This window comes from Microvirga pakistanensis (assembly GCF_004458765.1).
In the GTDB taxonomy this organism is placed as follows: domain Bacteria; phylum Pseudomonadota; class Alphaproteobacteria; order Rhizobiales; family Beijerinckiaceae; genus Microvirga; species Microvirga pakistanensis.
Genome location: NZ_SPJX01000469.1, coordinates 306261 through 324329, shown reverse-complemented (window position 1 = coordinate 324329; position 18069 = coordinate 306261). Strand labels below are relative to the sequence as shown.

Here is an 18069-nt window from a genome sequence, read left to right as displayed (position 1 = left end):
GGCGGCCCTGGGGCCGCCCGAACTTCGTGTCAGTTCTCAGGGTCTTAGCGGATGATCTGGACGATGCGGCGGGTGCCGGGCTCGACCAGAACCGGGGTGTCGTTGACCACGGTGTAGCGATACTGGGTCACGCCGTACTCGGCCGGAACCTCATAATACTGCACGCCGGACGCGGGCAGGGTGGCACCCACGCGGACTTCCTCGGTATAGCGGTAGGACGGCACGTCCTGCTGGACCACGTACTGGCGGAAGCGGGGCTGGGCATCGCCCGCCAGGCCGCCGACGATGGCGCCCGTCACGCCGCCCACAGCCGCACCGATCGGGCCGCCGACGATCGCGCCGCCGACCGCGCCCGTCGCGGCACCGGCCGCAGCGCCACCGGCTGCCGGGTCCTGAGCGAAAGCGCCAACCGGCGCGAGGGCGGCAAGAACAGCGCCTGCAAACAGAATCTTCTTGGACATGTGTCAGCTCCATTCGTCTGGTGAAGTCGGGAGCTTAACGACTAAGCTAGACGCTGGTTCCGAGAATGATGGAAGGTTGCAAAATTCTTCGATCTCAAGGAAAAAGTTCTGAATTTCTCCTCATGGACTGGATCAAAAACTACGATTTGCCATTAGACACTGACCTCTGGTTTTCGATGTCGATCAGTTGCTTGATTGCTGTTCTTCAGAAAGCGGAAGAAGCGGGGGGCGGCAATGCACCGGGGCAAATCTTCCTGCCGTTACGTTATGCATTTTTGCGCGAAACTCTGAGCGGAGCTTGGGGATATGCACAGAGTGTTCGAAGGTGGAATTAGGAAATCAGGTCTTGTTCTGGTACAGATGAACAATATTAAGCTCGCGTTAAACGAGGGTGGCGGGCTTTCTTAGGCTTATGAGGAGTCAGGCATGAACGTGCTGGTCTTTGCTTCGCGGAAAGGTGGCTCTGGTAAGAGCACGCTCGCCGCTCATCTCGCGAGCTATATTGCCAACCCGTCGCGTAAGACGTTGCTGGTCGACAACGATCCGCAGGGATCCCTTTCTCTTTGGCACAAGATCCGCGATCAGGAATATCTCGGCCTGAAGCACAATGTGCGCAATCTCGGCGAGGCCCTGCGGGAGGCCAAACGCGAAGGCTACGAATGGGTTCTGGTCGATACGCCGCCGAACAAGTCCAACATCGTGGCCGAATCCATCAAATATGCCACCCTTGTCATCATTCCGACCCGGGCGAGCCTGTTCGACATTGCGGCACTTCAGGACACGGTGCAGATCGCGCGGGAACTGCGCAAGCCCTATGCGGCGGTCATCAATGCCGCTCCGGCCAAACACGGTGATGCGGAGGCTCCCGTGGTGGCCGATGCCCGCGGGGCTCTCAATGCGCTGCAAGTGCCCGTCTGGGCGGGCCAGATCACGCATCGGCCCGAACTGACGCTGTCTCTGGCGACCGGCGAGGGGGCCAGGGAATATCAACCGAACTCTCAGGGCGCCGAGGAAATCGGACGCCTCTGGACAGCCCTGGAGCGTTCGCTCAACGCCATTCAAAACACCTTCAAGAAGAGCGGCTCCTCGCAGGCCGCCTGAAGCCGAAAGCTCTTCAAGCATGAAAAAGGGCGGCTTCGGGCCGCCCTTTTCATGAGATCCGTTGCCTCGTCGCGGTCGCGCCCGTGCGGTGCCCGGGTGTCGGTTCCGCGCTGCCGGCAGGGCACGGGCGCCCGGGAATCCGGGCGCCGAGAAGGCGCAATCCTCAAGCGGCAGCCAGGGCCTGATCGAGATCCTCGATCAGGTCCTGCGTGTCTTCGAGGCCGATGGAGAGGCGCACCACCTCCGGTCCAGCTCCGGCGAGGGTCTTCTGCTCGTCCGTGAGCTGACGGTGCGTGGTCGACGCCGGATGGATCACCAGAGAGCGCGTGTCGCCGATATTGGCCAGGTGCGAGAACAGCTTGAGGTTCGAGACCAGCTTCACGCCCGCCTCGTAACCGTCCTTCAGGCCGAACGTGAACACGGCGCCGGCGCCCTTCGGGCAGTATTGCTTGGCGAGGTTGTGATAACGGTCCGAGCGCAGGCCCGGATAGCTGACCCAGGACACCTTCCTGTGGCCCGCCAGGTGCTCGGCCACCGCCAGGGCGTTGTCCGAATGGCGCTGCATGCGCAGGGGCAGGGTCTCGATGCCGTTGAGAATCAGGAACGCGTTGAACGGCGAGAGCGCGGGGCCGAGGTCGCGCAGGCCCAGGACGCGGGCCGCGATGGCGAAGCCGAAATTGCCGAAGGTTTCGCCGAGCACCATGCCGCCGTATTCGGGGCGCGGCTTGGAGAGCATCGGGTAACGGTCGTCTCCGGCGAAGTTGAACGAGCCGCCGTCCACGATCAGGCCGCCGACCGAGTTGCCGTGCCCGCCGAGGAACTTGGTGGCGGAATGCACGATGATGTCGGCGCCATGCTCGAACGGCCGGATCAGGTAGGGGCTCGCCATCGTGTTGTCGACGATGAACGGGATGCGGTGCTTCTTGGCAATCGCCGCGATCGCCTGAAGGTCGACGATGACGCCGCCCGGATTGGCGATGGATTCGACGAAGATCGCCTTCGTGCGCGGGGTGACGGCCGCCTCGAAGCTCGACGGATCGTCGGAATCGGCCCAGACCACGTTCCAGCCGAAGTTCTTGTAGGCATGGTTGAACTGGTTGATGGACCCGCCATAGAGCTTGCGGGCCGCGATGAACTCATCGCCCGGCTGGAGCAGGGTGTGGAAGGTCAGGAACTCCGCCGCGTGGCCCGAGGCGACCGCCAGCGCCGCCGTGCCGCCCTCGAGGGCCGCGACCCGTTCTTCCAGAACCGAGCAGGTCGGGTTGCCGATGCGGGAATAGATGTTGCCGAAGGCCTGCAGGCCGAAGAGCGAGGCCGCGTGGTCCACATCGTCGAACACGAAGGACGTGGTCTGATAGATCGGCGTCGCCCGGGCGCCGGTCGCGGCATCGGGGGCCGCGCCCGCGTGAATGGCAAGCGTGTTGAAGCCCGGCAAACGGTCAGTCATGGCAGGAGCCCTTTTCCTTTGGGGATGATCTTCTGTTCTCTTTAAAGAACGAAATGTTCTTCCGGTCAAGAAGGGGCGTAGGGCCAGGGGGAGAACTTATGGGCGATTGAGGCCGAGCTTCTGGAAGCCCTTGCCGGAAAGGACGGGCTTCTTGGCGCTGAGCATCCGCGAGTTCACGCCCTGCCAGGAAATCTCGCCGGACAATCGTCCGAACTCGATCTTGGGGCAGCGGTCCATCACGACCTTGAGGCCCTTGGCCTCGGCTTTCGCCGCCGCTTCGTCGTTGCGGACGGAGAGCTGCATCCAGAGCACCTTGGGGAGGGGTTCGAGCGCAAGGGCCTCGTCGGTGATCGGGCCGGCGGCCTCCGAGTTGCGGAAGATCTCGACCATGTCGATGGGGCCAGGCACCTCGGCAAGGGAACCGTAGACCTTCTTGCCGAGCAGTTCCGTGCCGGCGATTCCCGGATTGACCGGAATGACGTCGTAGCCCCGCTCCAGCAGGTATTTGGTGACGATCCAGCTCGGACGGGCCGGATTCGCCGAGGCTCCCACGAGCGCGATGCTCTTCACGCTGTTGAGAATGCCGCGGATGTAATCGTTCGGGTAATTGCTGTGATCCATGGCGTGAACGTATGGGATAGGGCAGGGCAGTTCAACGGGCATTTGACGCATGGCATCGCAGCAGCCGATCATGACCAGGGAAGACCTGATCGCCTTCCTCGACCGGGAGTTTCCGCAGATTCACGAGGGCGGACAAACCTACTTCCTGGAGGAGATCGGGCCGCTCTCCGCGCGGATGCGCATGGAGTATCGCGACCGCCATCTGAGGCCCGGAGGGACGATCTCGGGGCCTTCCATGATGACCCTGGCGGATCTGGCGCTTTACGCCGCGATCCTGGCCCATATCGGACCCGTGGCGCTCGCCGTCACCACAAATCTCAGCTTCAACTTCCTGAGAAAGCCCGAGCCGCGCGCCCTCATCGGGGAGTGCAGGCTGCTCAAGCTCGGCAAACGCCTTGCCGTGGGTGAGGTGTCGATCTTCTCGGAGGGCAGGGCCGGTGTGGTCTGCCATGCAACCGGGACCTATTCGATCCCGGAGCGGTGATGATGCGGCGGCTCAGCCAGCCGATTGCTTCCGTTCCGCCACGAGCGCGTCGTCGATCTCCCGTGCGCGGATAGCCGCCGGACGGGAGGCGATGCGCTGCCAGTAGGCCTCGAAGGCCGGGCGTTTTCCGAGGGTGCCGAACATCATGCCCCAGCCGATCTGGGAGCCCACATAGACATCGGCGGCGCTGAAACGCTCGCCCGCGATATAGTCGGACTGCGTGACGGCATATTCGAGGGCATTCACCACGTCCTCCATTCCGCCATAACCGACCATGCCGCGGCGCTCGTCGGGGATCTCGAAACCCAGGGCCTTGTTGCTGACGGCCGCTTCGACCGGTCCGGCGGCGAAAAACATCCAGCGGTAATACGGGCCCCTGCGACGGTCGCCGGGCGGCGGCGCGAGCCCGGCTTCCGGAAAGGCATCGGCCAGATAGGCGCAGATCGCCGCCGCTTCGGTGACAACCGTGCCCTTGTGAATGACGGTGGGTACCTTGCCCATCGGATTGAAGGCGAGGTAACCCGGGCTTTTCATGGTGGTGCCGAATTCCAGAAGCTCGGTGCGGTAGGGCTGCCCCACCTCTTCCAGCATCCAGCGGACGATTCGTCCGCGCGACATAGGATTGGTGTAGAAAATCAGGTCTTCAGCCATTCTTGGATCCTTGCGAGAGAACGCAGCCGTGAGAACGATAGCCTGGACGGGAGCGGTCGGCAATCAATGTGGTTTTTAAATACCACATTAGCGGTATTCCAATACCTATATGGCTTAAGTGATTGGATTTATATAAAAAACTAGCGGTTATTCTCCCGTTGAATATCATTGACTTGCACGCCCAAAATCACTAAACACCCTCTCACTCGCCGCCGCATCTCGCGGCGGTTTGTCGTTTTTCAGAACCTGAGCCCAGTGGGCTCTCAACGGGAACAGCGCAATGAAGACTACGACTTCGCTGAAGCCCGCCGAGGTCGAGAAGAAGTGGGTTGTGATCGACGCGAAGGGCCTCGTTGTGGGCCGTCTCGCGACGATCGTGGCGATGCGCCTGCGTGGCAAGCACAAGCCAAGCTACACGCCCCACGTCGACTGCGGCGACAATGTTATCGTCATCAACGCCGACAAGGTGGTGTTCACCGGCCGCAAGCGCGAGCAGAAGGTGTACTACCATCACACCGGTTATCCGGGCGGCATCAAGGAGCGCACCGCCAAGTTCATCCTGGACGGCCGCTTCCCCGAGCGCGTGGTCGAGAAGGCTGTGGAGCGCATGCTCCCCCGCGGCCCGCTTTTCCGCCAGATCATGGGCAACCTGCGCGTCTATGGCGGCGCTGAGCATCCGCATACCGCTCAGCAGCCGGAAGTGCTGGACGTGGCAGCCCTGAATGCCAAGAACGTGAGGGCCTAATCCATGGCGACCCTTCAGTCTCTCGCCGATCTGGGCCAGAACGCCCAGACCGCCGCTCCGGAAGCTCCGAAGCATGTCCAGAAGCTCGACTCTCTGGGTCGCGCTTACGCCACCGGCAAGCGTAAGGACGCTGTCGCCCGCGTGTGGATCAAGCCCGGCTCCGGCAAGATCATCATCAACGACCGCGCGGTCGAGGTTTACTTCGCCCGTCCGGTTCTCCGCCTGATCCTGTCGCAGCCGCTGCAGATCGCTCAGCGCGAGGGCCAGTACGACATCGTCGTGAACGTCAATGGCGGTGGCCTCTCCGGTCAGGCCGGCGCGGTCCGTCACGGCCTCGCCAAGGCGCTGACCTACTACGAGCCGGAGCTTCGCGGCCCGCTCAAGAAGGAAGGCTTCCTGACCCGCGACCCGCGCGTCGTCGAGCGCAAGAAGTACGGCAAGAAGAAGGCCCGCCGCAGCTTCCAGTTCTCGAAGCGCTAAGGCTTATTCAGGCTCTCGATTTCGAAAAGGGCGGCTCCCGGGCCGCCCTTTTTGCTGGGTTTAAGGCCAGGCTTATTGACATGTCGGTCTCACAATCCCATACCGGCCTCATGACGCAGAACCTCTTCAACCTCCGATGCCGAATGATCGCCGCCCCGGCGCGCGTGCGATGACGGCTGTCTGAGGCCCGACCGCAAGCCGCGCCGTTGCGCGGCTTTTTTGTTTCTCCCGAACCCTATCGGCGTTATTGGCTTTTAGCCTCATCGGCGGCCACAGGTGGATCGAAGCGACCATGACGACCATGACCCAGAACGCGACGTCTCTCTCTCAGGGCATCAGGACCGTCTTCATCGACGGCGAGGCGGGGACCACCGGCCTCGGCATTCGAGAGCGCCTGAAGGACGTTTCCGGCATCGCGATCCGCAGCATCGACCCGGCGCGCCGCAAGGACCCCGAGGCCAAGCGGGAGATCCTCGCCGATGTGGATCTCGTCGTGCTCTGCCTGCATGACGACGCGGCGCGGGAGACGGTTTCCCTCGTCGAGGGCTTGAGCGGCCGGAAGCCCAAGATCCTCGATGCGAGCACCGCGCACCGGGTTGCGCCCGGCTGGGCCTATGGCTTCGCGGAGCTGACCCCCGAGCAGAAGCAGGCGGTTCGTTCGGCGGATCGCGTGGCCAATCCGGGCTGCTATCCCACGGGCGCCATCGCGCTCCTGCGGCCGCTGGTCGATGCGGGGCTGATCCCGGCCGATCATCCGATCAGCGTGAATGCCGTGAGCGGCTACAGCGGCGGCGGCCGCGCGATGATCGAGGCCTATGAAGCCGGCACGGCTCCGGCCTTCGAGCTCTACGGCCTCGGGTTCGAGCACAAGCACGTGCCCGAGCTTCAGAGATACACCGGCCTGACCCGCCGCCCGATCTTCATCCCCTCCGTCGGCAATTTCCGGCAAGGCATGTTGGTGAGCGTTCCGCTCCACCTCGACCTGCTGCCGGGCAGGCCTAAGGCTGCGGACCTGGAGGCTGCGCTCGCGGAGCGCTACCGGGACGGTGGCCTCGTGAGCGTGGTGCCGACGATCCCCGGGGCTCAGAAGATCGAGCGGATCGAGCCCGAGGCGCTCAACGATACCGATCGACTGGAGCTCTTCGTCTTCAAGCACGACAGCTACAACCATGCCGTGCTGGTGGCCCGCCTCGACAATCTCGGCAAGGGCGCCTCGGGAGCCGCCGTGCAGAACATCCAGCTGATGCTGGGGCTGGCTTAGTTTCGAACCAACTGTGTCATGGCCGTCCCCGGACTTGATCCGGGGATCAGTCCCGGGCATCCGCGTCTTGGGAAGCGTCGCGCCGCAAAGACGTCATGCCCGCACCAAGTGCGGGCATGACGAAGCATTGTCGTTTCTTCTGGATCTTAATGTCCCGTCCGGCCTTTGCTCGTATCCGGTGGATTGTCCTCGAAGGCGACGAAACGCTGGCGCTGTTCGCCGAGGCCCTCGATGCCGAGGCTCACGACGTCTCCGGCCTTCAAGTAGCGGGGCGGCTTCATGCCCATGCCGACGCCGGGGGGCGTACCGGTGGTGATCACGTCGCCCGGCTCCAGAATCATGAAGTGCGATACGTAGGAAACGATCTGCGCCACGTTGAAGATCATGGTCCGTGTGGAGCCGGTCTGCATGCGCTCGCCGTTCACGTCGAGCCACATGGAGAGGTTCTGGGGATCGGGGATCTCGTCCTTGGTGACGAGCCAGGGGCCGAGGGGGCCGAAGGTCGGGCAGCCCTTGCCCTTTGTCCAGGTGCCGCCCCGCTCCAGCTGGAATTCGCGTTCGGACACGTCGTTGCAGACGCAATAGCCTGCCACGAACTCGAGAGCCTCATTCGCAGCGACGTAAGAGGCCCGCTCGCCGATCACGATGGCAAGCTCGACCTCCCAGTCGGTCTTCTCGGATCGGCGCGGAATGATCACGTCGTCGTTCGGTCCGACGATGCAGGAGGGAGCCTTGTTGAACACGATCGGCTCCGCCGGAATGGGAGCGCCCGTCTCGGCCGCATGGTCGGCATAGTTCAGGCCGATGGCGATGAAGTTGCGCACCTGACCGACGCAGGCGCCGAGGCGCTGTCCGGCGGGCGCAAGGGGAAGGGTGCTCGGGTCGATGCTGCGGATGCGGGAGAGGCTCTCCTCCGACAGAATCGCGCCCGTGATGTCCGGGAGGACGCCGGAGAGATCGCGGATCTGTCCTTGGCCGTCGATGATCCCTGGCTTCTCCTGTCCCGCTTCCCCAAATCTCACCAGTTTCATTCCGTGCTCCTTTCGTTGCGGCATGGTCCTATCTGGCGCATTCGCGCCCGCCTACAATGCATGTTCTCGTCTCATGTCTGTTGCCGTTCTGCCACGAGCCTGGAGAAAGAGCTGGATTTCCACCGTGCACAAGAGTGCAGCAGATTTGCAGCCCAGGGCGCCGAATACATTGGTTTACATGTGAACCAGCTGTAATGAGTTGTATTGTTTCCTGCTGTTCTTCAAAGACTTCATGTAATCGTCAGGAACATTTCCAAGTCGTCGCATGGTTCCTGTGCCGGCTCTGCGCAGATTATAGAGATTGCGGCGTAAATTAAGCATGGCACAGTGAGGTCAACGCGGGATTCCCGCAAAACAGAAAAAAGGGCAGGAAGCTTCCATGAGCCGTCTCCATCGTTCTTTGTCCCTCGCTGCCGTGTCCTTGGCCGCTCTCATGGCCGCCCAAGGAGGAGCCCAGGCTGGTGCGTTCGCTATCCGCGAGCAGAGTGCGACTGCGCAGGGCTACTCCTTCGCAGGTGCCGCTTCGGGTTCTGGCGGTCTCTCCTCGATGTTCTGGAACCCCGCCACCATCACGATGGCGCCGGGCTGGCAGAGCGAGTGGCACGCGTCCCTGATCATCCCGCGGATCGAGATCGATCCGGTGCCAGGAATTCCGACCTTTGCGCTTGGGAGCTCCGGTGACATCGGCCAGGACGCGATCGTTCCGGCAAGCTACAGCTCCTATCAAGTCAACGACATGTTCTGGGTGGGTGTGTCCACGAGCTCTCCCTACGGTCTCGTCACCGACCCGCGCGATACCTGGGCCGGGCAGGGCTATTCGCGTTCCTCCAAGATCTTTTCTCTGAACGTCAATCCGGTTCTGGGCATCAAGGTGAACGATTGGCTGTCGGTTGCAGCGGGTCCGTCTCTCCAATATTTCGACATTCGTCTCAAGAGAGCGGCTTTTGCGGGGCTCGGCGCTCCGAGCGTGATCCTTGACGGCGATGATATCGGCTTCGGCTTCACGGCAGGCGTGACTCTGACCCCGTTCGCCGGCACGTCCATCGGTATCGGCTACCGGTCGCAGATCGATCATGAGCTTGAAGGAACGGTCGCGATTCCGCTTCCGGTGGCGAGCCGGATTCCGATCTCGGCGGACCTGACCACCCCGGACCAGCTCACTATCGGCATCTCGCAGGCGATCACACCGGCTTTCACGGTTCATGCCGGCTTCGAGTGGACGAACTGGAGCATTCTCGAGGCCCCACTCGTCGTGGGACCTGGCGGGATCGTCGTTACCGATCTTCCGCTCAACTATGACGACGGCTACTTCTACTCCCTCGGCTTCGACTACCGGCTGAACAGCCAGTGGACCCTGCGCGCCGGTGTGGCTTACGAGGAATCGCCTATCGATACGGAGGTCCGCTCCACCCGCTTGCCTGACAACGACCGCATCTGGGCTTCGGTCGGTGCCACCTACCAGTGGAGCGACAAGCTGTCGTTCGATATCGCTTATACGCACATCTTCTCCAAGGACACGGAGATCCGCATCACGCCCGAGCACCAGGATTACGACCCCTTGGCGGGAGGAACGTTCCTGGCTGATGTGGATGCGAGCACCGATATCATCTCTGTTGCCCTGCGCTATCGCTGGGACGACCCGAAAGTCGCTCTGCCGGCAGCCCCGATCGTCCGCAAGTACTGAGAGCCGAGAGGCTTGCAACAGAAAGGCCGGCGGTGACGCCGGCCTTTCGTCTTTGGGTCTGTGAGGAATGACGCTGCTTCGCCGCCCGCCTCAGGCCTTCGCCAGAACGTAGGTGCCCGGCGCGTCGCAGAGCGGCTCCAGCTTGCCGCCGCCCGGTTCGCGGGCGGGAACCTTCTTCGGGGCCTGCTTCTCGATCCACGAAAACCAATAAGGCCACCAGGAGCCCGTGGTCTCTTTGGCGTTCGCCACCCAATCGTCCAGGTCGCCCTCGGCGGGGCCGCCGGTCCAGAACTGATATTTCTGCTTGGCGGGGGCGTTCACCACGCCCGCGATGTGGCCCGAGCCCGCAAGGACGAAATCGACCGGACCGCCGAAAGCCTGCGATCCCAGGAACACCGAGCGGGCAGGGGCGATGTGATCTTCCTTCGTGGCCAGGTTGAAGATCGGCGCCTTGATCTTCTTCAGATCGAGCTTCACGCCCGCGATTTCCATCTCGCCCTTGGCGAGCTTGTTCTCGAGATAGCAGTTGCGAAGATAGAAGGCGTGGTTTGCGGCAGGCATGCGCGTGGAATCGGAGTTCCAGTAGAGCAGGTCGAACGCGGTAGGGGCCCGGCCCTTCATGTACACGTTCACGACGTTCGACCAGATCAGGTCGGTGGGGCGCAGCATGTTGAAGGCGTTCGCCATGTGCGAGCCGTCGAGATAGCCGCGCTTCTTCATCTGGGTCTCGATGGTGCGGATCTGCTCCTCGTCGGCGAAGACCTTCAGGTCGCCGGCATGGGTGAAGTCCACCTGGGCGGTAAAGAACGTGGCGCTGTCGATGCGCTTGTCGCGCCTGGCCGCCATGTAGGCCATGGTCACCGCGAGCAGGGTGCCGCCGACGCAATAGCCGATGGCCGTCACCTTCTTTTCCCCGGTGGCCTGCTTGATCGCCTCGAGGGCCGCGAAGATGCCCTCCTGCATGTAGTGCTCGAAGCCCTTTTCCGCGTGCTGCGCTTCAGGGTTGACCCAGGAAATGCAGAACACGGTCAGACCTTGGTCGACGGCCCACCGGATGAAGCTCTTCTCCGGGTTCAGGTCGAGAATGTAGTACTTGTTGATCCAGGGCGGCACGATGAGAAGCGGACGCTTGAGCACCTGCTCGGTGGTGGGCGCATATTGGATCAGCTCGATCAGGTCGTTGCGGAAGATCACCTTGCCCGGTGTCGTCGCGATGTTCACGCCGATCTTGAAATTGCTCGGATCGGTCTGGCGGATCTTCAATTCGCCGCGGCCGGACTGGAGATCCTCCGCCAGCATCGCCATTCCCCTGGCGAGGTTCGCCCCGTTCTCCTTGATCGTCTCGCGGATGAGTTCGGGATTGGTCAGGAGGAAGTTCGACGGGGAGAGGGCGCTCGAAATCTGCTTGAGGTAGAACTGCGCCTTGTGCCGGGTCCGCTCGTCGAGGCCCTCCGCTTCCTCCACCATGTCCTCCGCCCAGCGGGACGAAATCAGATAGGCCTGTTTCAGGAAATCGAAGACCGGGTTCTCCGACCATTCTGGATCCTTGAAGCGGCTGTCCTTCGGCTCGGGCTCCGCCACGGGGTCGGCGGGCTGGCCCTGGGCCTTCCTGAGGGTCGAGGCCCAGAGATCGAGGAACTGGGAGCCGAGGCGGGACTGGGCCTCCAGTGACCTCTGCGGGTCGCTCATCCAGGATTCCGCGACGCGGCCCAGCGTCTTGATCGCGTCGGAGGCGTCGTTGGCCACTTCGGGAGGAGCCCCGCGCTCTTCCAGCGGCTTGAGGTAGGCCGCGGTGGCCTTCGTCGCTCCTTCGAAGAAGCGGGCCATGTTGCGGGAGAGCTCCTCGAAGTCGGGAGCTGAGGATTGGGCCTTCTCTTCACCGTATGGCTTGTCCATAAGGCGGTCTCCCTCTATGTCGCGCCATTGCCCAGGGTGCACATTTCGAGCATCTTAGCGATCAATCCCCACTCTGTGCAGTTATCTCTTAGGTTAGCGACCATGCGTATTCATTTTCCTATGACGACCCGGACCCCGGCTCTCGTGCTGACAATCCTGGTTGCTGCTAACGTCACGGCCTGCACAGGCGGTTCCAACCCGGTGCGGGATATTGCGGTCGCGGTCGGGGCGGGCCCCAAAACGGCGCCGACGCCGGACTTCGTGGCGCGCTCCCGCCCGCAGAACCTTGACTACATGCCGATCGGCACGGCGGTGGAAGGCCGTCCCACGGCCGCGCGGACCGCCGCCGAGGTCAAGGCCGAGGAGGCGGAGCTCGACGCCTTGCGGGCCCGCAACGAGGCGGCCGGAGCCGCCGCGGCCCGCCTGGGCGGAACGCCTCCGCCCGAGCCGGTCAAGCTGCCGGTCAACACGCCGCAGAGACCGGCCCAGAAGACGAATTCCAATACCAACCGCTAGAACCTATACCGGACCAATCCGATTCCGCTCGAGGACAGATCGATGTCTAATTTTTACCGCATCAAGCGCCTTCCGCCTTATGTCTTCGAGCAGGTGAACCGTATCAAAGCCGCCGCCCGAGCCGGCGGAGCGGACATCATCGACCTCGGCATGGGCAACCCGGACCTGCCCGCCCCGCAGCATGTCATCGACAAGCTCGTGGAAACGATCGGCAAGCCGCGCACCGACCGCTACTCGGCCTCCAAGGGCATTACGGGCCTACGCCGCGCTCAGGCCGGATATTACGAGCGGCGCTTCGGCGTGAAGCTCAACCCCGACACGCAGGTCGTCGCGACCCTCGGGTCCAAGGAAGGTTTCGCCAACATGGCGCAAGCCATCACGGAGCCCGGCGACGTGATCCTCGTGCCCAATCCGAGCTATCCGATCCATGCGTTCGGCTTCCTCATGGCAGGCGGCGTGATCCGCTCCGTCCCGGCCGAGCCGACCCCGGACTTCTTCGTGGCGGCCGAGCGGGCGGTGATGCACTCGATCCCGAAGCCGGTGGCGCTGGTGGTCTGCTATCCGTCGAACCCCACGGCCTATGTGGCCTCCCTCGACTTCTACCGGGACCTGGTCGCCTTCGCCAAGAAGCACGAGCTGATCCTGCTCTCGGATCTGGCCTATTCGGAGGTCTATTTCGACGAGAAGAACCCGCCGCCCTCGATCCTCCAGGTCCCGGGCGCCATCGACGTGGCGGTGGAGTTCACGTCCATGTCGAAGACCTTCTCCATGGCCGGCTGGCGCATCGGCTTCGCGGTCGGCAACGAGCGTCTTCTCGCGGCGCTCGCCCGGGTGAAATCCTATCTCGATTACGGCGCCTTCACGCCCGTTCAGGTGGCGGCGACCGCGGCTCTCAACGGTCCGGACGACTGCATCCGCGAAATGCGGGCCATCTACAAGAAACGGCGCGACGTGCTGGTCGAGTCGTTCGAGAAGGCGGGCTGGCCCATCCCGGCCCCCAGTGCCTCCATGTTCGCCTGGGTCCAGATTCCCGAGAAGTTCCGAGGCATGGGCAGCCTTGAGTTCTCCAAGCTGCTGGTGGAAAAGGCCGACGTGGCCGTGGCCCCGGGCATCGGATTCGGCGAGCACGGCGACGATTACGTCCGGATCGCCATGGTGGAGAACGAGCAGCGCATCCGCCAGGCTGCCCGCAACATCCGCAAGTTCTTCGACAGTGCGGACCAGGTCCTTCACAACGTGGTGCCGATGGCGCGCAGGGGCTGAGCCCCAGGCACGAGCGGATCGCGTATTCCTGGCGAAGTTCCCCTGCCCGCATGGACATGGGAGCTTGGCGGTCGTAAAGAGCAACCCGGTTTGAAGGGAGCTTTTGTCCGTGACACGTCCTCTCAAGGTGGGCATCGCCGGCCTCGGCACCGTTGGCGCTTCGGTTATTCGGATCCTCGAACGCCGGAACGAGACAATCACCCAGAGGGGCGGGCGGTCCGTCGAGGTTGTGGCCGTGTCGGCCCGCGACCGGTCGAAGGACCGCGGCATCGATCTGTCCCGCTTCGCCTGGTTCGACAATCCCGTGGACCTCGCCCGTTCGGCTGACGTGGATTGCGTGGTCGAGCTCGTCGGCGGTGCCGATGGGGCAGCCCTGGAGGTGGTCCGGACGGCCCTGTCCCAGGGCAAGCATGTGGTCACGGCCAACAAGGCCCTGTTGGCCAAGCACGGGCTCGCGCTCGCGCAGCTCGCGGAGAGCCATGGCGTATCGATCGCCTTCGAGGCATCGGTCGCCGGCGGGATCCCGGTCATCAAGACCCTGCGGGAGGCTCTGCCGGGCAACCGGGTGTCGCGCCTCTACGGCATTCTCAACGGCACCTGCAACTACATTCTCTCCCGCATGGAGCTGGAGGGCCTGACCTTCCAGGAATGCCTGAAGGACGCTCAGCGCCTGGGCTACGCGGAGGCCGATCCGACCTTCGACGTGGAAGGATTCGACACGGCCCACAAGCTGGCGATTCTCACCAGCCTCGCCTTCGGGACCAGGATCGACGCCGACGCGATCTATGTGGAGGGCATCTCCTCCATCACCCCGCTCGACCTCGCCATGGCGAAGGAGCTGGGCTTCCGCATCAAGCTGCTCGGCGTCGCCGAGCGGACGCAGACCGGCATCGAGCAGCGCGTCCATCCCACCATGGTGTCGAGGACCTCGTCGATCGCGCAGGTCATGGGCGTCACCAACGCCGTGACCATCGACGCGGATGCCGTGCGCGAGCTCACCCTGATCGGCCCCGGGGCGGGAGGCGACGCTACCGCCTCCGCGGTGGTGGCCGACATCGCGGATGTCGCCGCGGGCGTGGCCCAGCCGCTGTTCGGCAGGCCCGTCGACCAGCTGGAAAGCGCGCCGCGGGCGCCCATGCAGCGCCACGAGGGCGGCTATTACGTCCGTCTGACCGTTCACGACCGGCCCGGCGTCGCCGCGGGCGTCGCGACCCGGATGGCCGAGGCGGACATCTCGCTCGAGAGCATCCTGCAGAAGCGCTCCGAACTGGCCGCCACCCAGGATCCCCATGGCCGCTCCGGCGCACCGGTGTCCCTGGTGCTCATCACCTATGCGGCGACGGAAGCGTCCATCCGGTCCGCGCTGGAGAAGATTTCGGGGGATGGTCTTATCGCCGAGCCGCCCCAAGTCATTCGCATCGAGCGCGATTAAACAGCAGGCGGGCGGCTGAGCCTGCCGATCACCTACAAGAGGGAGACGACACGTCCATGTCGCAAGGCATTACCGTTCAACCGGGGCAAATCATCGAGCGCATCCTGACCTTGGAGCTCGTCCGCGTCACCGAACGCGCGGCGGTCGCGTCCGCCCGCCTGCGCGGGCGTGGCAACGAGAAGGCCGCCGACCAGGCCGCCGTGGACGCCATGCGCCGTGAACTCAACAAGCTCCCCATCGACGGCACCGTGGTGATCGGCGAGGGCGAGCGCGACGAGGCGCCGATGCTCTTCATCGGGGAGAAGGTCGGCAACAGGCAGGGCCCGAAGGTCGACATCGCCGTCGACCCGCTGGAAGGAACCACGCTCTGCGCCAAGGACATGCCGGGCTCCATCGCCGTCATGGCCATGGCCGAGGCCGGCACGCTGCTGGCCGCCCCTGACGTCTATATGCACAAGATCGCCGTCGGCCCGGGCTATCCGGCCGGTGTCGTCGACCTCGATGCCTCTCCCGAGGAGAACATCCACAGCCTCGCCAAGGCGAAGGGCGTGAAGCCGAACGAGATCAACTGCCTCGTGCTCGACCGTCCGCGGCATGCGGAGCTGATCGCCGCCATCCGGAAGACGGGCGCGGGCGTTCGCTTGATCACCGACGGTGACGTGGCAGGCGTGATCTTCACCACCAAACCCGCCGATACCGGCATCGACATGTATCTCGGCATCGGGGCCGCCCCCGAAGGCGTTCTGGCGGCCGGCGCGCTGCGCTGCATCGGCGGCCAGATGCAGGGTCGCCTGATCCTCGACACCGAGGAGAAGCGTTCCCGCGCCTTCCAGATGGGGGTGACCGATCCGAACAAGAAATACGACGTGACGGACCTCGCCCGCGGTGACGTGATCGTCGCCGCCACCGGCGTGACCGATGGAGGGCTCCTCAAGGGGGTCCATTTCGGCCAGGAGGTTATTACCACCGAGACGGTCGTCTACCGCTCCGCCACCGGCACCGTGCGCCGCATCCACGGCGAGCATCGCGAATTGTCGAAGTTCCACCTCGACTGATCCTCTGCCCAACCGACGTTCCGATGGCCGGGCTCGCCCCGGCCATTTTCGTTGGACGGGCAGGGTGGTTTGACCACATTTCGCGGTTAAGACTCATATCGTGACCGAATCATCGCCCATTTCCCTCCCGAAGCCCTTCCTGGGCGTGACCCAATCCGCCCTCGGCCGCCTGTGGGTCGAGCGCTGCAGCGCCGCCCAGAGCGCGATCGCGCTCGCGATCGCGCAGACCCATGGGGTGCCGGACATCTTGGCGCGGGTCCTCGCGGGACGCGGGGTCGGCATTCATGAGACCGAGGGTTTCCTCAATCCCCGCCTGCGGGACCTGATGCCCGATCCGCATGGGCTCACCGACATGGAGGCCGCGGCCAACCGCCTGGCGGATGCGGTGATGCGCCGGGAGAAGGTCGCCATCTTCGGCGATTACGATGTGGACGGCGCCTGCAGCGCCGCGCTCCTGGCGGAATACCTGCGGGCCTGCGGCATCGCCTATGCCATCCATATCCCCGACCGGATTACGGAAGGGTATGGCCCGAACGTGGACGCGATCCGGGGCCTCAAGGAGCAGGGGGCGGACATCCTGGTGACGGTCGATTGCGGCACCGCCAGCATCGAACCGCTCGCGGAGGCGAAGCGTCTCGGCCTCGATCCCATCGTGCTCGACCACCACCAGGCTCCCGAGCGCCTGCCCGAGGCCTTCGCCATCGTGAACCCGAACCGGCAGGACGACCTTTCCGGCCTGGGGCATCTCTGCGCGGCCGGCGTGGTGTTCCTGTTCCTCGTGGCCCTCAACCGGGTCTTGCGGGCGCGGGGCTTGTTCGGGAGCCGGCCCGAGCCGGATCTGATGGGCAGCCTCGATCTCGTGGCGCTCGCCACCGTGGCGGACGTGGTGCCGCTCATCGGATTGAACCGCGCCTTCGTGCGCCAGGGGCTCGCCGTCATGCGCAGCCGCCGCCGTGCGGGGCTGGCGGCGCTCCTGGATACGGCGGGACTGACGGGCGCCCCGGAATGCTGGCATCTCGGCTACCTCGTAGGGCCGCGCATCAATGCCGGGGGGCGGATCGGGGATGCGGCGCTCGGCTCGCGGCTTCTCCTGACGGACGATCCGGTTCAGGCGGGTGCCATCGCCGGTGAGCTCGACCGTCTCAACCGCGAGCGCCAGGCGATCGAAGTGGTCGCCGTTCAGGAGGCCGAGGCCCAGGCCATGATGGCCCTGGAGAAGGCGCCGGATCAGCCCGTCCTCGTCACCGCCTCGGCCGAATGGCATCCGGGAATCGTGGGGCTCATTTCCGCCCGCACCAAGGAGCGGTTCCGGCGTCCCGCTTTCGCCTTCACCCTCAATCCCGACGGTACCGCCACGGGCTCGGGGCGCTCCGTGCCTGGAGTCGATCTGGGCCATGCCGTCCGTGCGGCGGTGGAGGCTGGCATCGCCATCAAGGGAGGCGGCCATACCATGGCGGCCGGCGTGACGGTCAGGGTCGAGGCGCTCGACCGCTTCCTCGCTTTCGTCACGGACAAGCTGAACGAGCCTGTGAGCACCATGCGCCTGAACGACCAGTTCGCGATCGACGCCACCCTGACCGCGGCGGGCGCGCAGCCGGCGCTCGTCGCGGCCCTCGAGCGGGCCGGGCCGTTCGGCTCCGGGCAGCCCGAGCCCATGTTCGTGTTCCCCCACCATCGGCTCATCGAGGCGAGGGAGGTCGGCAGCGGCGGGCATGTGCGCGTGAAGCTGCGCGGCGGCGACGGCAGCATGATCGGCGGAATCGCATTCCGCGCGGCGGGGCAACCGCTCGGGAATGCATTCTCCGAAGCCATTGGAAACACCCTGCACGTGGCGGGGACCCTCTCCATCGACCGGTGGGGCGGGCAGGAAAAGGCCGAGCTGCGCATCATGGATGCCGCAAGGCCCGAATAATCTGAAACTGGCGCTTGCGATGCGCCACG

General features: G+C 64.4%; 18 protein-coding genes. 12 read left to right on the top strand and 6 right to left on the bottom strand.

Annotated features, from left to right (window positions below; genetic code table 11):
- Positions 1 to 44: 44 nt before the first annotated feature.
- A complete protein-coding gene (locus tag E4K09_RS21730; RefSeq protein ID WP_134499778.1) occupies positions 45 to 461 on the bottom strand; it encodes a DUF1236 domain-containing protein in 417 nt (138 codons plus the stop codon).
- Positions 462 to 583: 122 nt separating this feature from the next.
- Between E4K09_RS21730 and E4K09_RS21725 the strand changes: the two genes are divergently transcribed.
- Together E4K09_RS21725 and E4K09_RS21720 are read left to right on the top strand one after the other, a co-directional pair.
- Positions 584 to 796: a hypothetical protein gene (locus E4K09_RS21725; protein WP_134499777.1), complete on the top strand. Its 213-nt coding sequence runs from the start codon at positions 584 to 586 to the stop codon at positions 794 to 796.
- A 91-nt stretch (positions 797 to 887) separates the two neighbouring features.
- Entirely contained in the window at positions 888 to 1562 is a 675-nt protein-coding gene (locus E4K09_RS21720) for a ParA family protein (RefSeq protein ID WP_134499776.1), read from the top strand.
- 163 nt (positions 1563 to 1725) lie between these two features.
- Here E4K09_RS21720 and E4K09_RS21715 read toward each other — a convergent pair whose 3' ends face one another.
- Both E4K09_RS21715 and E4K09_RS21710 read right to left on the bottom strand, forming a co-directional pair.
- Positions 1726 to 3009 carry an O-acetylhomoserine aminocarboxypropyltransferase gene (locus E4K09_RS21715; RefSeq protein WP_134499775.1) on the bottom strand — a complete coding sequence of 428 codons (1284 nt, stop codon included), beginning with the start codon at positions 3007 to 3009 and terminating at the stop codon, positions 1726 to 1728.
- Positions 3010 to 3105: 96 nt separating this feature from the next.
- Positions 3106 to 3630: a CoA-binding protein gene (locus E4K09_RS21710; protein WP_134499774.1), complete on the bottom strand. Its 525-nt coding sequence runs from the start codon at positions 3628 to 3630 to the stop codon at positions 3106 to 3108.
- A gap of 70 nt (positions 3631 to 3700) precedes the next feature.
- Between E4K09_RS21710 and E4K09_RS21705 the strand changes: the two genes are divergently transcribed.
- The gene (locus E4K09_RS21705; RefSeq protein WP_244610631.1) at positions 3701 to 4114 is read left to right on the top strand and encodes a PaaI family thioesterase; all 414 of its coding nucleotides are present in this window, start codon (positions 3701 to 3703) and stop codon (positions 4112 to 4114) included.
- 12 nt (positions 4115 to 4126) lie between these two features.
- On the opposite strand, the gene E4K09_RS21700 is transcribed toward E4K09_RS21705, so the two are convergent.
- Complete coding sequence (locus E4K09_RS21700) at positions 4127 to 4765, bottom strand: glutathione S-transferase family protein (RefSeq protein ID WP_134499772.1); 639 nt, start codon at positions 4763 to 4765, stop codon at positions 4127 to 4129.
- A 280-nt stretch (positions 4766 to 5045) separates the two neighbouring features.
- On the opposite strand from E4K09_RS21700, the gene rplM reads away from it, so the two are divergent.
- The 3 genes from rplM (at position 5046) to argC (ending at position 7251) form a co-directional block, all read left to right on the top strand.
- Positions 5046 to 5510: a 50S ribosomal protein L13 gene (rplM, locus tag E4K09_RS21695; RefSeq protein WP_134499771.1), complete on the top strand. Its 465-nt coding sequence runs from the start codon at positions 5046 to 5048 to the stop codon at positions 5508 to 5510.
- A 3-nt stretch (positions 5511 to 5513) separates the two neighbouring features.
- Positions 5514 to 5990 carry a 30S ribosomal protein S9 gene (gene rpsI / locus E4K09_RS21690; RefSeq protein ID WP_134499770.1) on the top strand — a complete coding sequence of 159 codons (477 nt, stop codon included), beginning with the start codon at positions 5514 to 5516 and terminating at the stop codon, positions 5988 to 5990.
- Between the two features lie 292 nt (positions 5991 to 6282).
- Complete coding sequence (argC, locus tag E4K09_RS21685; RefSeq protein ID WP_193557338.1) at positions 6283 to 7251, top strand: N-acetyl-gamma-glutamyl-phosphate reductase; 969 nt, start codon at positions 6283 to 6285, stop codon at positions 7249 to 7251.
- Between the two features lie 146 nt (positions 7252 to 7397).
- Here the strand turns inward: argC and E4K09_RS21680 are convergent, their stop codons facing one another.
- Positions 7398 to 8282: a fumarylacetoacetate hydrolase family protein gene (locus E4K09_RS21680; RefSeq protein ID WP_134499769.1), complete on the bottom strand. Its 885-nt coding sequence runs from the start codon at positions 8280 to 8282 to the stop codon at positions 7398 to 7400.
- 379 nt (positions 8283 to 8661) lie between these two features.
- Between E4K09_RS21680 and E4K09_RS21675 the strand changes: the two genes are divergently transcribed.
- Positions 8662 to 9966 (top strand): OmpP1/FadL family transporter, encoded by a 1305-nt coding sequence (locus tag E4K09_RS21675; RefSeq protein WP_134499768.1) that lies wholly within the window; start codon positions 8662 to 8664, stop codon positions 9964 to 9966.
- A gap of 90 nt (positions 9967 to 10056) precedes the next feature.
- On the opposite strand, the gene E4K09_RS21670 is transcribed toward E4K09_RS21675, so the two are convergent.
- On the bottom strand, positions 10057 to 11862 hold the full coding sequence (locus E4K09_RS21670) for a PHA/PHB synthase family protein (RefSeq protein WP_193557337.1): 1806 nt from the start codon (positions 11860 to 11862) through the stop codon (positions 10057 to 10059).
- 102 nt (positions 11863 to 11964) lie between these two features.
- Between E4K09_RS21670 and E4K09_RS21665 the strand changes: the two genes are divergently transcribed.
- The 5 genes from E4K09_RS21665 (at position 11965) to recJ (ending at position 18040) form a co-directional block, all read left to right on the top strand.
- Positions 11965 to 12378 carry a hypothetical protein gene (locus E4K09_RS21665; protein ID WP_193557336.1) on the top strand — a complete coding sequence of 138 codons (414 nt, stop codon included), beginning with the start codon at positions 11965 to 11967 and terminating at the stop codon, positions 12376 to 12378.
- 42 nt (positions 12379 to 12420) lie between these two features.
- Positions 12421 to 13641, top strand: a complete 1221-nt coding sequence (locus E4K09_RS21660; RefSeq protein ID WP_134499767.1) for an LL-diaminopimelate aminotransferase — start codon at positions 12421 to 12423, stop codon at positions 13639 to 13641.
- Positions 13642 to 13750: 109 nt separating this feature from the next.
- Positions 13751 to 15073, top strand: a complete 1323-nt coding sequence (locus E4K09_RS21655) for a homoserine dehydrogenase (protein ID WP_134499766.1) — start codon at positions 13751 to 13753, stop codon at positions 15071 to 15073.
- 56 nt (positions 15074 to 15129) lie between these two features.
- A complete protein-coding gene (gene glpX / locus E4K09_RS21650; protein ID WP_134499765.1) occupies positions 15130 to 16128 on the top strand; it encodes a class II fructose-bisphosphatase in 999 nt (332 codons plus the stop codon).
- 100 nt (positions 16129 to 16228) lie between these two features.
- Complete coding sequence (gene recJ / locus E4K09_RS21645) at positions 16229 to 18040, top strand: single-stranded-DNA-specific exonuclease RecJ (protein WP_134499764.1); 1812 nt, start codon at positions 16229 to 16231, stop codon at positions 18038 to 18040.
- The last annotated feature ends 29 nt before the right edge of the window (positions 18041 to 18069 follow it).